Annotated in this window: 15 protein-coding genes; 9 read left to right on the forward strand and 6 right to left on the reverse strand. The window is 33.7% G+C overall.

From position 1 onward, the window contains the following. Positions 1-52: 52 nt before the first annotated feature. Positions 53-1039 carry a porphobilinogen synthase gene (gene hemB, locus FUA24_RS11980; protein ID WP_148542587.1) on the forward strand — a complete coding sequence of 329 codons (987 nt, stop codon included), beginning with the start codon at positions 53-55 and terminating at the stop codon, positions 1037-1039. A 6-nt stretch (positions 1040-1045) separates the two neighbouring features. After that, positions 1046-1444 carry a c-type cytochrome gene (locus FUA24_RS11985; protein WP_148542590.1) on the forward strand — a complete coding sequence of 133 codons (399 nt, stop codon included), beginning with the start codon at positions 1046-1048 and terminating at the stop codon, positions 1442-1444. Between the two features lie 13 nt (positions 1445-1457). On the opposite strand, the gene FUA24_RS11990 is transcribed toward FUA24_RS11985, so the two are convergent. Continuing rightward, positions 1458-4187, reverse strand: coding sequence for a hypothetical protein (locus FUA24_RS11990; protein ID WP_187388268.1), 2730 nt, complete (start codon positions 4185-4187; stop codon positions 1458-1460). A gap of 64 nt (positions 4188-4251) precedes the next feature. Next, positions 4252-7035, reverse strand: coding sequence for a hypothetical protein (locus FUA24_RS11995; protein ID WP_148542595.1), 2784 nt, complete (start codon positions 7033-7035; stop codon positions 4252-4254). Between the two features lie 129 nt (positions 7036-7164). Here FUA24_RS11995 and FUA24_RS12000 point away from each other — a divergent pair, with 129 nt between their 5' ends. The 6 genes from FUA24_RS12000 (at position 7165) to FUA24_RS12025 (ending at position 12878) form a co-directional block, all read left to right on the forward strand. After that, positions 7165-8277: a CNNM domain-containing protein gene (locus FUA24_RS12000; RefSeq protein ID WP_148542598.1), complete on the forward strand. Its 1113-nt coding sequence runs from the start codon at positions 7165-7167 to the stop codon at positions 8275-8277. Continuing rightward, complete coding sequence (locus tag FUA24_RS12005) at positions 8277-8750, forward strand: methylated-DNA--[protein]-cysteine S-methyltransferase (protein ID WP_148542600.1); 474 nt, start codon at positions 8277-8279, stop codon at positions 8748-8750. Before FUA24_RS12000 ends, FUA24_RS12005 begins: the two co-directional genes overlap by 1 nt. Next, complete coding sequence (locus tag FUA24_RS12010; RefSeq protein WP_148542603.1) at positions 8751-9272, forward strand: DUF4442 domain-containing protein; 522 nt, start codon at positions 8751-8753, stop codon at positions 9270-9272. It begins immediately after the preceding gene. Between the two features lie 65 nt (positions 9273-9337). Next, positions 9338-10489, forward strand: a complete 1152-nt coding sequence (locus FUA24_RS12015) for a serine hydrolase domain-containing protein (RefSeq protein ID WP_148542605.1) — start codon at positions 9338-9340, stop codon at positions 10487-10489. Continuing rightward, positions 10486-11199 carry a 3'-5' exonuclease gene (locus FUA24_RS12020; RefSeq protein WP_148542607.1) on the forward strand — a complete coding sequence of 238 codons (714 nt, stop codon included), beginning with the start codon at positions 10486-10488 and terminating at the stop codon, positions 11197-11199. Before FUA24_RS12015 ends, FUA24_RS12020 begins: the two co-directional genes overlap by 4 nt. Then, a complete protein-coding gene (locus FUA24_RS12025) occupies positions 11199-12878 on the forward strand; it encodes an ABC transporter ATP-binding protein (RefSeq protein WP_148542609.1) in 1680 nt (559 codons plus the stop codon). The genes FUA24_RS12020 and FUA24_RS12025 overlap by 1 nt, the downstream gene beginning before the upstream one ends. Here FUA24_RS12025 and FUA24_RS25455 read toward each other — a convergent pair. Next, positions 12873-13136, reverse strand: coding sequence for a hypothetical protein (locus tag FUA24_RS25455; RefSeq protein WP_148542612.1), 264 nt, complete (start codon positions 13134-13136; stop codon positions 12873-12875). The two genes, FUA24_RS12025 and FUA24_RS25455, sit on opposite strands and share 6 nt — an antisense overlap. A 149-nt stretch (positions 13137-13285) precedes the next feature. Here FUA24_RS25455 and FUA24_RS12035 point away from each other — a divergent pair, with 149 nt between their 5' ends. Then, entirely contained in the window at positions 13286-15244 is a 1959-nt protein-coding gene (locus FUA24_RS12035) for an acetoacetate--CoA ligase (RefSeq protein WP_148542614.1), read from the forward strand. Between the two features lie 42 nt (positions 15245-15286). Here the strand turns inward: FUA24_RS12035 and FUA24_RS12040 are convergent, their stop codons facing one another. The 3 genes from FUA24_RS12040 to FUA24_RS12050 are packed head-to-tail and all read right to left on the reverse strand — an operon-like array spanning position 15287 to position 19361. Continuing rightward, on the reverse strand, positions 15287-17644 hold the full coding sequence (locus FUA24_RS12040) for a penicillin-binding protein 1A (RefSeq protein ID WP_148542617.1): 2358 nt from the start codon (positions 17642-17644) through the stop codon (positions 15287-15289). A 48-nt stretch (positions 17645-17692) separates the two neighbouring features. Next, a complete protein-coding gene (locus tag FUA24_RS12045; RefSeq protein WP_148542620.1) occupies positions 17693-18187 on the reverse strand; it encodes a gliding motility lipoprotein GldH in 495 nt (164 codons plus the stop codon). Further along, positions 18171-19361: a PSP1 domain-containing protein gene (locus tag FUA24_RS12050; RefSeq protein ID WP_148542622.1), complete on the reverse strand. Its 1191-nt coding sequence runs from the start codon at positions 19359-19361 to the stop codon at positions 18171-18173. The genes FUA24_RS12045 and FUA24_RS12050 overlap by 17 nt, the downstream gene beginning before the upstream one ends. Positions 19362-19383 lie beyond the last annotated feature (22 nt).

Genomic DNA, 19383 nt, shown 5'->3' on the forward strand with positions numbered 1-19383 from the left:
TCTAAGTGGGTTTTAATGATTAACTTTGTACTTCATAAAAGTAAGAAAAAGTATGTTTCCATTAAGAAGAAATAGAAGACTAAGAAGCAATGAAGCTATACGTGCTCTGGTACGTGAAACTGTAATAACTCCAAACGATTTTTTAGTACCACTTTTTGTAGTTGAAGGCAAAGGCATTAAAGATGAAATTCCATCCATGCCTAATTACTTTCGTTATAGTTTAGATTTACTTGAAAACGAGGTCAAAGAACTTTGGAAACTGGGTTTAAAATCGGTTTTACTTTTTGTTAAGGTTTCAGACAATTTAAAAGATAATAAAGGCACTGAAGCTTTAAATCCTAACGGGTTAATGCAACGCGCTATTAAGACTGTGAAAAACGCCTGCCCGGACATGTTAGTTATGACCGATGTTGCATTAGATCCTTTTTCGGCTTATGGACATGATGGTATTATTGAAAATGGTCAAATTATAAACGACGAAACTGCTGAGGTTCTTGCAGAAATGAGTATATCTCATGCACAAGCTGGGGCTGATTTTGTGGCACCAAGTGACATGATGGACGGCCGAATTCTTACAATAAGAGAGGCGTTAGAAGACGAGGGTTTCATAAACACAGGGATTATGAGTTATTCTGCAAAGTATGCTTCGGCTTTTTACGGCCCTTTTAGAGATGCTTTAGATTCTGCCCCTGTTGATATCGTTGATATTCCAAAGGATAAAAAGACCTATCAAATGGATTACGCCAATAGATTTGAAGCCATTAGAGAAACCGAAATGGACATTGATGAGGGTGCAGACATTGTAATGGTAAAACCAGGCATCTCTTACTTAGATATTGTTAGAGACATTAAGGAAGAAGTTGATGTTCCTATTGCTGTATATCAAGTTTCTGGAGAATACGCCATGATTAAAGCGGCTGCTGAAAAAGGTTGGTTAGACCACGATCAAATTATGATGGAGACCACTATGGCATTTAAGCGTTCTGGTGCTGATATTATTGCAAGCTATTTTGCAAAGGATATTGTGAAGCTATTATAGTAGTATTTGAAAGGTATTCAATTCATATTTGGTTTAGTTATATTTTTTGGTCTTGTTGCTCTTTATTTTATAAATCGTAGACCAAACCCAACAGCCAACCTCCAAAAAACAGAATTTGTTTGTGGAACTAAAAGTGAATTAGACGATGATATTTTAGAAGGTAAAAGGCAGTTTAATATAAATTGCGCCATGTGCCATAGATTAAGCGGCAATGTAGACCCTCCTTTACTCCAAAATAATTTTAAAAACTATACCCTTGAGACGTTTCAAAAATTTTTATATAACGAGGAGCGAAAAAGAGAAAACCTATTTAAAAATGTGGAGTGCATGCAATTTCCAAACCTAAGCCACCAAAAAATAGACTATATTTATAAGTATTTAGACCATAGTATAAACTCAGAATAAACCAACCAACGCCTTATTTCTCCAGGTTTTCTTCTACAGTATATTTGGTTTCAAAGTATCCCAACTTACCATCAGGTGTTATGGCTTCAATTATAACTTTCATATCTCCTATATTATCGCCATTGTAAAACTCTATATTAGATTTTCCAGTTGTATCAGTATGCAATAAAGGCGACCAATAGACCGTTGAACGTACATCGGGAACCTCCCAGTCTTCATCTTTTATCTTATCGTATTTTGGAGCATAAAACTCTCGCTTAGTAGAAAACCCCTCTAAAACACCTTTAAATATGCCTTTAGAACTAGTTAACCCATAAAAACCCTTCCCTGAATATGTAATAATATTAATTACAGCATGAGTACATGGGTTTTTTCTAGGAGGGCAAGGAGGTGGACAGTCACCAAATACCTCTTGAGATAAAGCACATGCTCGCTTTGTACTTTTAATAATCTCAAATGACTTTATTTGATCTGGAGCAATATTTGGAATAGATGGGTAATCATGAAACTTTACAGGAATACCATCAATTAGTATAAAAGTAAAACCGTATATTTCTTTTACCTTGGCTATGTCGAAACTACCTAAGCTACTAGAAAAGACTGACTTAATTTCAATATCATCAGGATATCTAAACCTTAAAATTGAATAAATTCCATACATCCATCCTTCCTCCTTTTCCTCCATTTCCTTACCATCAATAACCACATCGGGCTTTCCATAAAGTTTCATGACTTTTTCTCTAACAGGCGTTAAATTATAGCCCGTGAGTTCTACTTCATCCAGTTCAATAGTGTTGTTAGATAAGTTAAAAGCATTTTCTGTTCTTTCTTTTTCAGTTATTTTATCTAGAATTGGTTTAATTATACTATCTGGTAACTGAATATTTTCCATTTCCTCATAAACAATTTCTGGAGCCTTAAATGTCTTATCTAGAATGATGTTATAATCTTTTGCAATTCCCTTTTTATCTGTTGTTTGGATAACAAAATTTAATTTATCTGCATACTGATTACTTAAATTAAAGCTAAATCTACCCAAACTATCCGTTGTATTTGTGTGCACACTTTTTGGCTTACCAAAAGTTAACATCGTTAAATCTACAGGCTTATTAGGTATCTTCTTATCGTTAATTCTTCTGCGAATTGCTCCTGAGACCAATAAATCTGTTTCGGGTTTAATATTAAAAGCATACTTAGTTTCATTTTTATGATAGATGTAGTTTCGCCATCCTTGAGTGAGCATTAAGGCTTCCAAATCTCTTCGGGCGTATATATTAGTATCATTAAAATAATGGTTAGGCTTCTCAACAGCCCCTCTTAGTTCTGAATTTAAAAGGAAGTAAGACAAAATATTTGATTGCGATGACTCGTACTGTTTTTCTTTTATTAACGCTGATAGGGAAGCTTTCACAGGTTGTCCTTTGGCATCTGTTACAGAGATAGTCAAATTGGTTTTATTGCGTGGATTGTAAGATGTATAATCTGTCTCTGCTGAAACCCTAAGAAAATCATTGCTAACACTATTGAAAAAAAGACGTTCGCAAGCGGGAACCCCTTTATGGTTTAACGTTATTTTTAAAATACCACTTGGTAGTCTACTTTTTTCAATTAATACTTTGTAACTTTTATGTTGCAACTTAAATGTATGGCCATGTAATAACCTACCTCTACTTTTTACTTTTAGAGATAAGCTATCGGCATTCTCTACATTCGATGAAACATCTAGTCTTAAAAAACTATTATTTTCAACTACATTTAACACAAACCCTTTTAATTCTACCTTCGGTAAAGGATATTTGTAAACCACATTGTCTTTTCCAATTACTTTTCCATAATATTGTTTTTCATGACTTGGCTTGAGAAACATGTATCCCATCCCCAATTTATTTGAGCTAAAAGACGTTATTAACTCATCATTATTATCTACTATTATCCCACTTACTTTTTGACCTTGCCCTGTATAGTTTATAGATTTAAAACCTACTTTACTGCGCAATCCTGTTATTAATTTTCCTCCTTCTGGGAAAAACTGAAGATCTAAAAACTCCTTATTTAAAGCTATAGTTTTTGAAAATGTACTTTCTTCTTTAGTATTATAATTCTTTAATTTAGTATCCTTTAGTTTAACTTTTAATTTCACATTTGTGGCGTCTTCAGAAAGCGTATAATTCAGTTTGTAATTTCCTTTTTTAGGTTTTATTTCAACCGAATCTATACGTTCCTTGGTGTATAAAAACACCGTTATGGCGCGCTTATAATCTGCTTTTAATACTCTAGGAAAAATGTTAGCAGAAATGTGTAAATCTTCTAAAGGTGTTTGGGAAATTGAAATGTCTCTAATGGCCTCTTTCTTTTCCTTTAATCTTGAACCGTAGATATTAATATATTGCTTAAAGATAAAATCTTCGTCAAAGTTTAAGTCCCATTTTGTATAGGCTCTTATAAGATAACGTCCCTCGGGTAAGGTCTCGGTTAAACTAAAAAAACCCTCACCAATACCATTGTTTAACTTAATCTTTTTCTTTGATATTAGTTTCTTATCAAAATCAATGAGCTCAACATAAGCTATTCCACTCAAATCTGTTAAAGAATGATTAAAAGTACTGGTTACAATGACCTTAAACCAAATAGTCTCTTGGTTGTTAAAAAACGTGTTATTAAGCTGAATATATACTTTTTCTCCGTAGGCATTTTTATCATAATTACTATTTAAGTTTTCCTTTTGAGCATTTACAGTTAGCACAAAAAATGTAGTTATAACGCAGAATACCTTTCTCAAAACTTAAATTATTTAATTTGTTTCATTATTACTTCTCTAATTTTTCTTCTACTGAATAATTTGTTTCAAAATAACCTATTTTGCCATCCTTTGTAATTCCCTCTACTATTACAAGCATATCACCAATGTCATCAGAGTTAAAAAATTCTACTTCAGCTTTACCCTTGCTATTTGCTTTTACCTCTGGATTCCAATGTATTACTGAACGCAAATCAGGAACTCTCCAATCCTCTGCAGTAAGATTTTCATGTTTTGGTGTGTAAAATTCCAATTTGGGCGAAAGTCCAGAAATTGTAGCTTTGGTCATTCCAGGTGTACGACTTACACCAAAAAGCCCCTTTTTTGAATAGGTATAAATATTAATAAAAGAAACTACAAGAGCCCTATCTAGAGCCTCAGTTCTTCCGAAAATATCGAATGCATATTTTTTCGGTGATTTAGGACTTTCTATTATTTCTACACTTTTTATCTCTTCAGTTGGTAAATCTCCGATTAGCGGATAATCCCGAATTCGAACCGGTATGCCATCTATTAAAATACATGTGAAGTCAGCTCCAAAAACTTCAGCAATTAAAAAACCTCCATTTCTACCAACACGTCTAACATTGATATCTTCGGGATAATTAAACAAGAGCACACTAAACAAACCATAAGACCAATTTTTAACTTTTTTGTGCAACTCTTTATCTTCAATTACAACATCTGGAGGCCCATGTAAATCCATCATCCTTTCACGCTCAGGAGTCATTTTATAGCCAGTAATATTTACCTCATCTAGAGCAATGGTATTACTGGATACATTAAAGGCATCTTCAATTTGCTTTCGTTCTGCACTTTTTTCAACAAAGGCATTAACACTATCTGCTAACTGCACTTTTTCCTTTTCTTCAAAATTAATTTCTGGAAGCGCTTTTTTATCTAAATTAATCACAAAGTCTTTATTCTTACCCTTATGATTTCTGGTTTGTAATAAAATCTTCAAATCGTCTGAATACACCTCTCCAACATTAAATGTAAAACTACCTGTACTGTCTATACTTTGGGTAAAAACGTTTCCTTCTGGTTTTCCAAACGTCATTAGCGTTAGTTCTAGAGGCTTTTTAGGCTTTTTTTTCGGGTTTAGAGAAGATCTTACATTTCCCGAAACATGAATTCCTTTTTCGGGCCTATAACTAAAACTAATATCTGAATCTTTAGGTTCAAAAATATAATTACGCCAACCTTGGGTAAGCATTAATACATCTAAGTCCCTGTTTCTCTTGGTGTTTTCTTTATTAAAATACCGCATGGGGCTTTCTATTACCCCTTTAAGTTCAGAATCTAATAAGAAATAAGAATATATGTTATTCCTTCCATTAAAAGTATCTCCTAAAACCTTTTTATTAAGTACTAAAACAGAATAATTTGCAGCTGCAATGGTATCACTATTTTTCTCTACAGCTGCTATTTCGATGTTTACCTTATCTCGTTGGCTATATGTAGACAAATTGGTTTGTACATCCAATTTAAGTCTTTTACTATCATTTACATTGAAAAAAAGTCTTTCTAATATGGGCTCTTCGAGTTGATTGAATAAAGAAATTTTTATAATACCTTCTGGTAAAGCTTGTTTATTTAAAGCCACATCGAGCTTCCCATTTTTTAGTATTAGGGTCTCCTTATGATACACAACCCCTCTAGAAGAGGTTTTTAAGATTAAACTATCGGATGGTTTGTAATTTGAAAGTATCCTAATGGCTACATACGCCTCCAATTGTCTAACACTAAGAACATGCCCTTTTTCATGGATTTCTGGTATGGGATATTTGTATGTAACGCCTTTATTATCCATAATTTGAGCAAAATATGTCTTATTCTTATTGGGCAAAAGGAGAATAGCTCCCATTCCTAATTTGTTACTCCGAAATCGCTTAATTTCATTTCCCAATTGGTCTATAATAGTTCCTTGAACAAATTTCCCTTTGCCATCATAATCTAAGGCTTTAAAAGCCAATTTTGTTGGCAATCCATCTATTAGTTTTCCACCTTCAGGAAAAAATTGTAAATCCGTGTAGTCCTTATTAACTACTATCCATTTACTATAAGTATTCACAAAATCAAAATCAAAGTTCTTAACCTTTATAGAGTCCAGCTTTAATTCTAACTTGGCTTTAACAATATCTTGAGGTAATACATAATCTAATTGATAAAAACCGGCTTTATCTTTTCTCAATTCAACACTATCTGTATTTTCACCTAAATCTAATAGTACTTTTAATTTACCTCTGTATTTAGGATTAATAACTTTAGGAAATAACTGTGCAGAGAGTTTAAGTTGATTATCCTGTGTTTCTGTTAGTATTACATTTCTAATAGCGCTTTCATTCTTATCTGGAATGTCCGACTTATAAATATTAACATACTGCTTACTAATAAAGGTATCTCCAAAATTCTTATTCCATTCTGTATAGGCTCTTATAAGATATCTTCCAGGAGCAATGGTTTCGTCTAATTGAAAAAACGTACTTGAAATTCCAGAATCTAGCTTTAAAACTTTGTTATCAATAACGCGCTCATCAAAATCTATCAATTCAACATAAAGTACCTCGCTTAGTTTTGTTGGTGCATGATTTACAGCATCTGTAACTACAGCTTTAATCCAAATTATTTCCTCCGTTGTAAATACATTTTTACTTAGTTGTAGATAAATTTTTTCGGCATAAGCCTCTTTAGAAGTAATAAGAAGTTTGGAATTCTGTTGGGCATTAATGCCAATAACAGATAGAAACAATAAAATCCCGAGGTTAAGATTGGAAAATTGTTTTTTTAACATTCCTGTTTAATTATACTGATAATCATGAATTTAATAAAAATAAAATGCCTCTACAAGATAATTAAAGTTTTGAAAAAATGGATAATAAATTTCATTTCGTAAATTAGCCTCTAAACAAAAAATCGCTCAATGGCCTTACTTATTTTCTACGGCGTTATATCCATTTTCTTTTCTTTCTTATGCTCTATTTTAGAAGCTGTTCTCTTAAGTGTAACACCTACTTTTATTAATGTAAAAAAGAAAGAAGGCAAAGTTTATGCTCTAGAGCTGGAAGCTTTAAAAAAGGATGTAGACCGTCCTTTAATTGCCATCTTAACACTTAATACTATTGCTCACACTGTGGGTGCTATTTTAGTTGGTGTACAAGCTAAAGTGGCTTATGTAGAGATGTACGGAAGTAAAACAACTTCTATTTTCGGTATAGAATTTACTGAAGAATTAATGGTTGGTGTAGTGTCCTCAATAATGACAATTTTGATTCTTGTTGCTTCTGAAATTATACCAAAAACCATTGGTGCCACATACTGGAAAGGTCTATCAAATTTTACTGCCAAAGCTTTAAAGGTCTTAATATTTCCTTTAAAATGGACAGGTATTTTATGGTTGTTACAGCTCACAACAAAACTAATTGGAGGTAAAGGACATCATGGTAGTGTTTTAAGTAGAGAAGACTTTCATGCCATGGCAGATATGGCACAAGAAGAAGGTGTTTTTCAAGAATCTGAAAGCAAAGTCATTAAAAACCTCTTAACATTTAAAGAGGTAAAAGCTAAAGATGTAATGACCCCAAGAACCGTTATGAAAATTGAAAATGAAACAACAACGGTTGAAGAATTTTTTAATAAAAACTTAAACCTACGTTTTTCAAGAATTCCAATTTATACAGATAACGAAGACAATATTAAAGGGCTCGTTCTTAAGGACGAAGTATTTAAAGAAATGGCCTTAAAGAATGGAGATAAAGTACTTTCTGAAATTAAAAGAGACATTATTATAGTTGATCGTGATATGGCCATTCCAAAGTTATTTGAGCATCTTGTAGAAACTAGAAATCATATGGCTTTGGTTGTTGATGAATACGGTACTGTGAGTGGCTTAGTTACTATGGAAGATGTTATTGAAACATTGTTAGGGCTGGAAATTATGGACGAAAGCGATAATGTATCTGACTTACAAGTTCAAGCTAGAAAAAGCTGGGAGGCTAGAGCTAAAAAACTAGGTATTCTTAAAGACGAAGATTAATGGAAGAGTGCATCATCAACTCCCCACTAGGTTTCACTAAAATTGTTGGTGATGTTGATGGTATTTCTTCGATCTCAGTACTTAATTCTGAAGAAAAAATTACAGATATAATTCCGGAAATTCTAGAAGATTGTGCCATACAATTAAAGGAGTATTTTTCTGGGGAGCGTAAAGAATTTAGCTTAAAGCTTAATCCTCAAGGAACAGATTTTCAAAAAAAAGTGTGGAAAGCCTTAGCGCAAATTCCCTATGGCAAAACAATGTCTTACCTAGAACTTTCTAAACAATTGGGAGATGTAAAGGCTATTAGAGCAGTAGCAAATGCCAATGGAAAAAACCCAATTTGGATTATAGTACCTTGTCATCGGGTTATTGGAACAGATGGCAGTTTAACAGGGTATGCAGGAGGTTTGCACAGAAAACAATGGTTGTTAAACCATGAAAGTCCTTACAAACAACAATCACTCTTTTAAATGTATCAAAAACTAACCAAGTTACTTAAGCGCTTTTTTTCTGACGCTCAAATTTACAAATACGGATTCAACTGGTCCTCTATGTATCGCCGTTCTACAGGAAAAGTTATTGAGGTTTCGGAAGATTTACATTTTGTGAAAATTAAAATCCCTATTAGTTTTAAAAACCGAAATTACGTAGGTTCCATTTTTGGCGGTAGTTTGTTTTCTGCAACAGATCCGCTTTACATGATACAGTTGTTAAATATTCTGGGCGATGAATATGTGGTTTGGGATAAAGCAGCTACAATAAAATATAAAAGGCCTGCTAAACAAGACGTTTTTGCAGAGTTTATTTTCTCTAAAGAAGAAATTGAACTTATAAAAAATGATGTTGCTGAAAAGAATGAAATAGACATTATTAAAAAGCTAAATATTGTTTCTAACGATGGAACCGTTATATCAGAATTAGAAAAAACAATATACGTTGCAAACAAAGCGTATTACAAAGAAAAGCGTAAACAGAAACTTCAAAACCAATAGGTTTTATTATGCATGCATAATTTTTAGTATCTTTAGTTTCAACAAAAACTAAATTTAAATAGATCATGAAATTTCTAAAAAGACTAATTAAATGGCTTGTCATTCTATTCGGGTTGTTAGTAATTGTGCTTTATGCCACAGATACGGACTACCTCTTAAAAGCAGTTAGAACAATTTATCTTACTGGACATACAACAGCCTATTTAGAAGACTACAAGAAATTTGATAACCAAGAAATAGCCAACAGTACTCCGCAACCTTGGCCTAATCATAAAGATTATAACTCCGTTAAAGAAACTGAAGCCCTAAACCAAATTAACGAAGCCAATGGCACTATTGCTTATGTGATAATTAAAAACGATAGCATTTGGTTTGAGAATTACTATGATGGTTTTAATGAAAATTCTCAGTCTAACTCCTTTTCTATGGCCAAAAGTTACGTCTCTGGTTTAATGGGTAAGGCCATTGAAGAAGGCTATATAAAGAGTTTAGATCAGCCCGTTAGTGATTTCTTACCAACATTTAATGAAGGTTTAGCAGCTAAAATGACTGTTGGTCACTTATCTAGTATGGCTTCGGGTACCACTTGGGATGAGCGTTATTACTCGCCGCTTTCTATAGTAACCCGCGCCTATTTTGATGACGATTTAGAAAAGGTAATGCTAGGGCTAACTATGGAGACGGAGCCTGGTAAAAGTTTTAAATACTCTAGTGGCGACACCCAGATGTTAGCTATGGTTATTGAAAAGGCTACTGGAAAAAAAATATATGATTATTTAACCGAAAGTTTCTGGAAACCATTAGGCTGCGAAAATCCTACATTATGGCAAGTAGATAGTAAAGATCATGATTTAGTAAAAGCTTACTGCTGTATAGCCAGTAATGCAAAAGATTTTGCGCGTTTTGGTAAACTTTACAAAGACCATGGTAAATGGAATGGCAAGCAAGTTTTAGATTCAACTTTTATAGCCAAATCTTTAAAACCGGTGTATCCAGATGGTGAAATGTATGGCTATGGTTGGTGGTTAAAAACTATTGGCGATAAAGACTTTTTCATGATGCGCGGTCATTTAGGGCAATATGTTATTGTTGAACCAAACGATAATGTAATTATTGTAAGATTAGGGCACTCTAAGGGGAATAATAATAAAGTAGGTCAATTTACTTCAGATATTGATACCTATATTCAAGAAGCTTATAAAATGTTAGCTGAATGATCTCAAAATTAAACCTAGAAAACATCCTATTTCTAGATATTGAAACCGTACCCGAACAGCAATATTTCTCAGATTTAGATGAAGAAAAACAAGCGCTATGGGATAGTAAATCTAAATACCAAAGAAAAGACGATTTTACCGCCGAAGAATTCTACGAACGGGCTGGAATTTGGGCAGAATTTGGTAAAATAGTATGTATTTCCGTAGGTTACTTTAACTTTCAAGGCGACCTTAGAAAATTTAGAGTAACTTCCTTTTACGGTGATGAAATTCAACTATTACAAGATTTCAAAAATCTCCTTACTTCTCATTTTAGTCAAACCAAACATTTACTCTGTGCACATAATGGAAAAGAATTTGACTTTCCTTACATTGCAAGGCGAATGATTATAAACAACATTGAGTTACCTTATAAACTTAATTTGTTTGGTAAAAAACCCTGGGAAGTTCCGCATTTAGACACCCTTGAATTATGGAAGTTTGGAGACTATAAGACGTATACTTCTTTAAAGTTGTTGACTAATGTTTTAGGTATTCCGTCACCAAAAGATGACATAGACGGAAGTGAAGTGCGCAGTGTTTATTATGAAGAAAATGATATTGATAGAATTATCACTTACTGTGAAAAAGATACCATTGCAGTGGCACAAATTTTCTTAAGGTTTCAGGGCGAAGAGATTTTAAACGACGACGAAATTATTCATATTTAATGAAGCAACAACCCGTTTTATCTGTTAAAGACTTATCCATTTCCTTTGGAAATAATAAAGTAATTCATAACATTTCATATGATTTGTATGAAAACGAGATTTTGGGTATTGTAGGTGAATCTGGTTCTGGAAAATCTGTGTCTTCATTAGCTATTCTGGGGTTATTGCCAAAAAAGATTTCTAAAATTAATTCTGGTGAAATTCTGTTCAACCAACAAGAGTTAACAACACTAAGTACAAAAGCTTTTCAAAGTATTAGAGGTAATAAAATTGCTATGATTTTTCAGGAACCGATGAGTTCTTTAAACCCTTCTATGACTTGTGGAAAGCAGGTAGAAGAAATTTTGTTCCAGCATTCTAAACTTTCGAAAGTTGATGTAAAAAACGAAGTCATTTCACTTTTTGAAAAGGTAAAACTACCAACACCAGAACGTGTTTATAAGTCTTATCCACATGAAATTTCTGGAGGACAAAAGCAGCGCGTAATGATTGCTATGGCTATTGCTTGTAAACCAGATATTTTGATTGCAGATGAGCCAACAACAGCCTTAGATGTAACTGTTCAAAAAGATATTATAAACCTTCTTAAAGTACTTCAAGAGGAAACTAAAATGAGCGTTATTTTCATTACACATGATTTGGCACTCATCTCTGAAATAGCCAATCGTGTTCTGGTAATGTACAAAGGTAATATTGTTGAAGAAGGCAAGGCATCTACCATTTTTAAATCACCTCAACATAATTATACCAAGGCGCTAATTAATTCACGTCCGTCACTAGATGCAAGGTTAAAGAAACTACCCACCATCCAAGATTACTTAAACAATGCCATTTCTAATGAGGTTGTTACAGCAAACCAGCGCAAACTTGAACATGAAAGCATATATAGCAAACCTCCACTTTTAGAGGTTATAAATGTTGAAAAAGAATATGTATCAAAATCTGGGTGGTTTTCTAAAGGAAATACTTTTAAAGCAGTAAATGATATAAGTTTTAAATTATACGAAGGAGAAACTTTAGGGTTGGTTGGGGAATCTGGTTGTGGCAAATCTACACTTGGCAATGCCATATTGCAACTAGACAAGGCTACGGCGGGACAAATTATTTATAAAGGTACGGACATAACTAAACTGTCCACATCGGAGGTTGTATCCCTTAGAAAAGAAATTCAAATTATATTTCAAGACCCTTATTCTTCATTAAATCCAAGAATTCCAGTTGGGCAGGCAATTTTAGAGCCAATGCGTGTTCATAAACTCTATTCTTCTGATAAAGAACGAAAAGCAAAGGTTATTGAAATTCTAAATAAAGTTGGATTGTCCGAAGAACATTTTAATAGATATCCTCATGAGTTCTCTGGTGGACAAAGACAGCGTATAGGTATAGCAAGAACAATTGCTCTTCAACCTAAACTCATTGTTTGTGATGAATCTGTATCGGCATTAGATATTTCCGTTCAAGCGCAAGTTCTCAATCTGCTAAATGAACTCAAACAGACATTTGGTTTTACCTATATTTTTATATCTCACGATCTAGCCGTAGTAAAATACATGTCCGACCAATTATTGGTGATGAACAAAGGTAAAATTGAAGAATTAAATGATGCTGATATTATATACAGCAATCCGCAAAAGGAGTATACTAAAAAGCTAATTCATGCTATACCCAAAGGGCTATAGCATGAAAACTTTTTTAGTTAAATAAAACAAACCCTTAAAAAAACTTAAGTTGTCTTGAAGTGTTTCTTTTATCTTACTTTCATGGAATGAGGATGAATCTGGTTCATTCATCCCAATTGTAGGTAATTCGGGTAAATTAGGTTCCATAATTTTGTAGGTTAAGTTCATGGTAGATTTGGAACAATCTAATATTAATAATTCGGTTGATTTGGTTCTGCTAATATCAAATAAATTTTCAAAAACATAGTTTAAAACCATATTTTTTCGATGAAATGCAAAATTAATGTGCATTTTGTAGATTATCCACTACAATTTAACTAAAGCACCCCTTTTCAAGGATCAAATTACTACTGCCTAAATACGTATATTTGAATACAAACTAAAACTAAACAGATTAAACTAATTACATGCAAAAACTTTGGACTCCATCTAGCGAATTCATAAAAAATAGTCATCTTACGCATTATAAATCATGGTTAAAAGACGCCAAAAACTTAAGCTTTGATAGTTATGATGAACTTTGGCAATGGTCTGTAAATAAAACAGAAGATTTTTGGGTGAGTATATGGGAATACTTCAATATTAAATCATATACATCGTATACTCAAGTTTTATCGTCTCCAACTATGCCCGAATGCAAATGGTTTAATGGAGCTACCTTAAACTATGCTGAACATATCTTTAGACAATCAAAAGGGAATGATACTGCCATCTACTTTAGTAATGAAAGTGGTATAAACCTAGAGATATCTTGGAATGAATTAGAGCGCAAAGTAGCATCAATGGCTTTTTACCTTAAATCTTTAGGTGTACAAAAAGGCGATTGCGTTGTGGCCTATTTACCTAATGTCCCTGAAGCAACTATAGCTTTTTTAGCAGTGAATGCCTTAGGCGCAATATGGTCTAGTACCTCACCAGATTTTGGTACAGAAAGCGTTGTAAACAGGTTTGCCCAGATACAACCAAAGGTTTTGATCGCTGTTGATGGTTATCGTTATAACAATAAACCCTTTGATAAGACCGAAACCGTTAAAGAGATTATTTCATCTCTACCAACTTTAGAAAAAGTTATAGTATTACCTTACTTAAATGAAAATGCCTCAGACAACTTTTCAAAAGATATAATTACTACCAATACCATTTTTGAAATGGATGGTGGCACTCTTCATTTTGAACCTGTAGACTTTAATCATCCTATTTGGGTATTGTACTCCTCTGGCACTACTGGGTTGCCAAAAGCCATAGTACATTCTCATGGCGGTATACTTTTAGAACATTATAAGTATATGGCATTTCATAACGATGTGCATGAGGGCGAACGCTTTTTCTGGTTTACAACTACAGGTTGGATGATGTGGAACTTTTTACAATCTGCATTACTTATGGGAGCTTCAATTGTATTATATGATGGTTCACCAACCCATCCTAGTTTTGAATTCCTTTGGAAACTTTCAGATGATATTGGTATTAACCATTTTGGAACAAGTGCTCCTTACTTGGTTGCCAATATGAAAAAACAACTGGATATAAAAAGCAATCATAAACTCAATACTATAAGATCTATAAGTTCAACTGGCGCACCTTTACCGTTGGAAGCGTTTGACTACGTTTACAATAACATTAAAGAAGATGTTTGGTTATGTTCAATGGCAGGTGGAACAGATGTTTGTACCGCTTTTGTAGGTGGCGTTCCTTTCTATGATGTTCATTCCGGCGAAATACAATGTAGAGCATTAGGAGTTTCTTTATATGCCTTAGATGATTTAGGCAGCCCTATTGAAGATGATTTAGGCGAAATGGTTATTGATAAACCAATGCCTTCAATGCCCATTTTCTTTTGGAATGATAAAGATAATGCCAGATATAAAGCCAGTTATTTTGAAGATTACCCGGGTAAGTGGCGTCATGGCGATTTCATTCAAATTAATTCCGAAACCAAAGGATTAGTTATTCACGGCCGTTCTGATGCTACGCTAAACAGGCATGGTATTAGAATTGGGACTAGTGAAATTTACCGAGCCGTAAATAAAATTGAAGCTATTGAAGACGCTTTAATTCTTAATCTAGAGTTAGAAGGTGGAAAGCATTATATGCCTTTGTTTGTTAAACTAAAAACTAATAATGTACTAACTGAAGAGGTAAAACAAGCGATTAATAATCAGTTAAAAAGTGACTATTCACCACGTCATGTTCCAGATGAAATAATTGAAGTAGCAGATATTCCATACACCATAAGTGGTAAAAAAATGGAAGCACCTATTAAAAAGATTTTACTTAAGATGCCAATAGAAAAATCCATAAATATAGATGCCATGCGAAATCCAGAATCTGTTGCATTTTTTATAGAATTTGCAAAAAAAATATAAATAAAAAACCGCTCTGTTTAAGAGCGGTTTTTTATTTAAGTTTTAAAAATTATCAAACTCATCGGGAACATCCTCATCTAAATCATTGTTTAGATCTTGAGTATCATCCTTTATTTTAGAACAGTCTACTATTATCGACAATTCTTTAGGTTCCTCAAAGGCCTCTTTAGATATGTTTAATGTTTCATCTTCATAACAACTTTTCATATATATACCCCAAATAGGCAATGCTACAGCAGCTCCTTGTCCATATTTTATACTAGCAAAATGAGCAGCTCTATCTTCTGCACCTACCCAAACACCTGTTACTAAATTTGGTACCATGCCCATAAACCAACCATCACTTTGATTTTGTGTAGTTCCTGTTTTTCCTGCAATTGGGTTTTTAAACCCATAAGGATACCCAGTAATTATTTCTTTATATTCTGAACTGGTAGCTCCAGTATGTCTTAACCTAGCTCCAGAACCATGTTGCGTTACACCTTCCATTAGTTTAATGGCAACATAAGCTGTTTCTTCGCTTAATACATCTCTTGTCTCTGGCTTAAATTGATATAAAATGGTTCCATTTTTATCTTCTATAGTAGTTACCATAACCGGTTTGGTATAAACACCTTTATTGGCAAAAGCAGAATATGCTCCTACCATCTCATAAACACTAATATCTGGTGTTCCTAAAGCTATTGCAGGAGTAGGAAGTATATCTGATTCTATCCCCAATTTTCTAGCTAAATCTACTACAGGTTGTGGCCCTACTTGATCTATTAATCTGGCAGTAATTGTATTTACAGAATTAGCCAAGGCATTTTGTAAGGTTCTAGTACCACCATAATCATTTTCACCACCAGAATTCCTAGGGCACCACTCTTCTGGGTTTCCATGTTTATTGGCTTCTATACAATAGGGTGTATCTGGAAATTCGTCACAAGGCGAATAATGTAATTGATCTATGGCAGCGGTATACACTAAAGGCTTAAAGGTTGATCCTATTTGACGCTTACCTTGTTTTACCATGTCATATTGAAAATGTCTATAATCCATACCTCCTACCCATGCCTTAACATGACCAGTTTGAGGATTCATAGACATCATACCAGGTTTTAAAAACGATTTGTAATAACGCATAGAGTCCCATGGCTTCATTATGGTATCCACCTCAGAGGGTTTACCATCTTGCCATTTAAAAACCGTCATTTTTGTTGGCTTATGAAAAGAAGCTTCAATTTCTTTATCCGTTTTACCTTTTTGCTTCAATATTCTCCAACGCTCCCCTTGACGCATTCTTCGCCTCATCAAACTTTTAATCTCATCTTTATCTAATTCCAAAAATGGCGCAGTAGGATTTCTTTTCGGTGTATTTTGATGAAAGAACTCCGCTTGTAACCGTGGCATATGCTGCTGAACTGCATTTTCAGCATACCTTTGCATTCTAGAGTCTATGGTGGTATAAATCTTTAAACCATCACTATTTATATTGTATTTAGTGCCATCTGGTTTTCTGTTTCCCTCCTTTTTAGCCCATTCTTTCATGAAACCTTTCAAATACTCTCTAAAATAAGTTGCAATGCCATGCCTATGCGATTGCGGTGAATATTTTAAATCTAACTCCGTACTTTGAAGCGAATCTTTAACACTTTTTTCTATATAGTCATACTTATACATTTGAGCTAAAACAACATTTCGTCTATTCTTAGTCCCAACAGGATTTCTATGAGATCTTGGATTATAAAGCGATGAGTTTTTAAACATACCCACTAACATTGCAGACTCTTTTAATGATAAATCTTTTGGTTCTTTATCAAAGTAGATAGCGGCAGCACTTCTAATACCATCGGCATAATTTCCAAAATCATAGATATTAAAATACTGTGCAATAATTTCTTCCTTTGTATACTGTTTTTCGAGGCGAATAGCTATGATCCACTCCTTAGCTTTCTGAAAGAGCCTTCCAATAGTATTCTTAGATCCTTCTCCATGAAACAACTGTTTAGCCAATTGTTGAGAAATAGTACTTGCTCCTCCTCCTTTACCAAGCTTTGCAATAGCTCTTAGCAAACTCATAGCATCAATTCCCGAATGACTTTGGTATCGCTGATCTTCGGTAGCTATCAAAGCATCTACTAAATGCTTAGGAAGGTCATTATAACTTATCGGCGTTCTATTGGCATCAAAATAAAATTTTCCTAATGTCTTACCATCAGATGAAATAATTTCAGAAGCTAAATTTGTTCTAGGGTTTTCTAATTGGGTATGATCTGGCATATCTCCAAAAATCCCCCAAGAGGCTAATAAAAATACCAAAACCACTGATAAAATTCCACCAGAAAACAATATCCAAAACCAACGCACATATTTTGAATAATCTTGATCTGTAGTCTGTTTTTCTTTTTTTGCTGCCATATAGTTCAAGTTTCTTAAGGTTAGGGGCTTAAGCTTTTAAAAAATTATCTACTTTGTCTCAGGTTTTTCAATTCTAAAACCAACATCTGTTATGCCTGTAAGTTCTGCAACACCATTTACTTTTCCATTTTCGCGCATTGCTTGTTGAATATTTACAGTATAGGTTCCTGTTTCTTTGAAAACAACTTTTTCCTTATACCAAAGTTTATTTTCTTTAACATCTGTATATCCAGTTCCAAGTAATTTACCACTTGGATCTGCCATTCTGTATTCTAATGTATCTTTTATTGTTTTGCCATGTGGAAAAACCATTTCTACAATTAGATGTAAATTATTGTATTTGTATTGGTTAGTATTTCTTAGATTAACAAATAAGTTATAGGCATGTATTGAATCTGGTGGGTTAACCTGAAAAGACACTATGGAATCTTTATGCCATGCATCGGGAACAGATTTGTAAGTATCGAAAACGCGATTTGAATCGCAAGAAACTATTACCAAAGCAATTATTAAAAAAAGTAGCCAATTATTTTTTTGCTGCATTTTTATTGTTTTGAGGTTTTCTTTTATTCCTGTTTCGATTGTTATTCTTTTTGTTCCTATTATTTTTACGTTTTCTTTTAGGTTTTGGACTATCAAAACGAGTTAAACTGTCTTGTCCTACAACGTTCTCAAACTCTGCTTTAGTATCTTCAGCTAACTCAGAAGCATAATCTTCAAGACTTGCAATCTTTTCTTTATTCTTATTAATATCAATAATTTCAAGAACTTGATCTGTTGTTAACTTATGCCAAGTGGCCCACTCACCTTCATAAGCAAACCACATATGTCTTTTAAAGATATCTGTCTTTTGACAAACAGCTGTTCCTTTTTCGGTATACAATTTTGTATCGGATTTAGGAAAGTCCTTTAATGCATCTAAATACGTGTCTAGTTCATAATTTAGACAACATTTTAATTTCCCACATTGTCCCGCTAATTTTTGAGGGTTTAAAGACAACTGCTGATATCTGGCAGCAGATGTGCTTACAGACCTAAAATCTGTTAACCAAGTAGAGCAACAAAGCTCACGTCCGCAAGAACCAATTCCTCCTAATCTAGATGCTTCTTGGCGGAAACCAACTTGTTTCATTTCAATACGCGTTCTAAACTCTCTGGCAAACACTTTTATAAGCTCTCTAAAGTCCACACGTTCTTCAGCAGTATAATAAAATGTGGCTTTACTAGCATCTCCTTGAAATTCAATATCAGAAATTTTCATAGAAAGATTTAAGTCTATCGCAAATTGACGCGCTTTAACCTTCATTGGCTCTTCTCTATCTCGAGCTTTTTGCCAAATGTCTATATCTTTCTGGGTAGCTTTTCTATAAATCTTAAGACCTTCTTTGGTGTCTTGAGCAATGTTTTTGCGCTTCATTTGCACACGTACCAATTCTCCTGCAAGGGTAACCATACCAATATCATGACCGGCTTTAGCCTGTGTTGCCACAATATCTCCAATGCTTAAAGTAAGGTTATCTGGATTGTAATAGTACTCTTTTCGTCCGTTTTTATATCGTACCTCAACCCAATTAAAGGGTTTTTCTCCACTAGGAAGCGACATGTTTGATAACCAATCAAAAACAGTTAGTTTGTTACAACTATCTGTACCACAAGTACCATTATTTTTGCAGCCTTTAGGTTGGCCGTCTTTAGTAGAACAGCTTGCACAAGCCATAGATTTATATATTGAATTCGCT

It is taken from the genome of Seonamhaeicola marinus (assembly GCF_008085455.1).

Excerpts from the sequence above, each read along its gene's own strand:
- hemB (WP_148542587.1), top strand. The coding sequence starts at position 53 with ATGTTTCCATTAAGAAGAAATAGAAGACTAAGAAGCAATGAAGCTATA.
- FUA24_RS11995 (WP_148542595.1), bottom strand. The coding sequence starts at position 7,035 with ATGTTAAAAAAACAATTTTCCAATCTTAACCTCGGGATTTTATTGTTT.
- FUA24_RS12000 (WP_148542598.1), top strand. The coding sequence starts at position 7,165 with ATGGCCTTACTTATTTTCTACGGCGTTATATCCATTTTCTTTTCTTTC.
- FUA24_RS12005 (WP_148542600.1), top strand. The coding sequence starts at position 8,277 with ATGGAAGAGTGCATCATCAACTCCCCACTAGGTTTCACTAAAATTGTT.
- FUA24_RS12010 (WP_148542603.1), top strand. The coding sequence starts at position 8,751 with ATGTATCAAAAACTAACCAAGTTACTTAAGCGCTTTTTTTCTGACGCT.
- FUA24_RS12015 (WP_148542605.1), top strand. The coding sequence starts at position 9,338 with ATGAAATTTCTAAAAAGACTAATTAAATGGCTTGTCATTCTATTCGGG.
- FUA24_RS12020 (WP_148542607.1), top strand. The coding sequence starts at position 10,486 with ATGATCTCAAAATTAAACCTAGAAAACATCCTATTTCTAGATATTGAA.
- FUA24_RS12025 (WP_148542609.1), top strand. The coding sequence starts at position 11,199 with ATGAAGCAACAACCCGTTTTATCTGTTAAAGACTTATCCATTTCCTTT.
- FUA24_RS25455 (WP_148542612.1), bottom strand. The coding sequence starts at position 13,136 with ATGGTTTTAAACTATGTTTTTGAAAATTTATTTGATATTAGCAGAACC.
- FUA24_RS12035 (WP_148542614.1), top strand. The coding sequence starts at position 13,286 with ATGCAAAAACTTTGGACTCCATCTAGCGAATTCATAAAAAATAGTCAT.
- FUA24_RS12040 (WP_148542617.1), bottom strand. The coding sequence starts at position 17,644 with ATGGCAGCAAAAAAAGAAAAACAGACTACAGATCAAGATTATTCAAAA.
- FUA24_RS12045 (WP_148542620.1), bottom strand. The coding sequence starts at position 18,187 with ATGCAGCAAAAAAATAATTGGCTACTTTTTTTAATAATTGCTTTGGTA.
- FUA24_RS12050 (WP_148542622.1), bottom strand. The coding sequence starts at position 19,361 with ATGGCTTGTGCAAGCTGTTCTACTAAAGACGGCCAACCTAAAGGCTGC.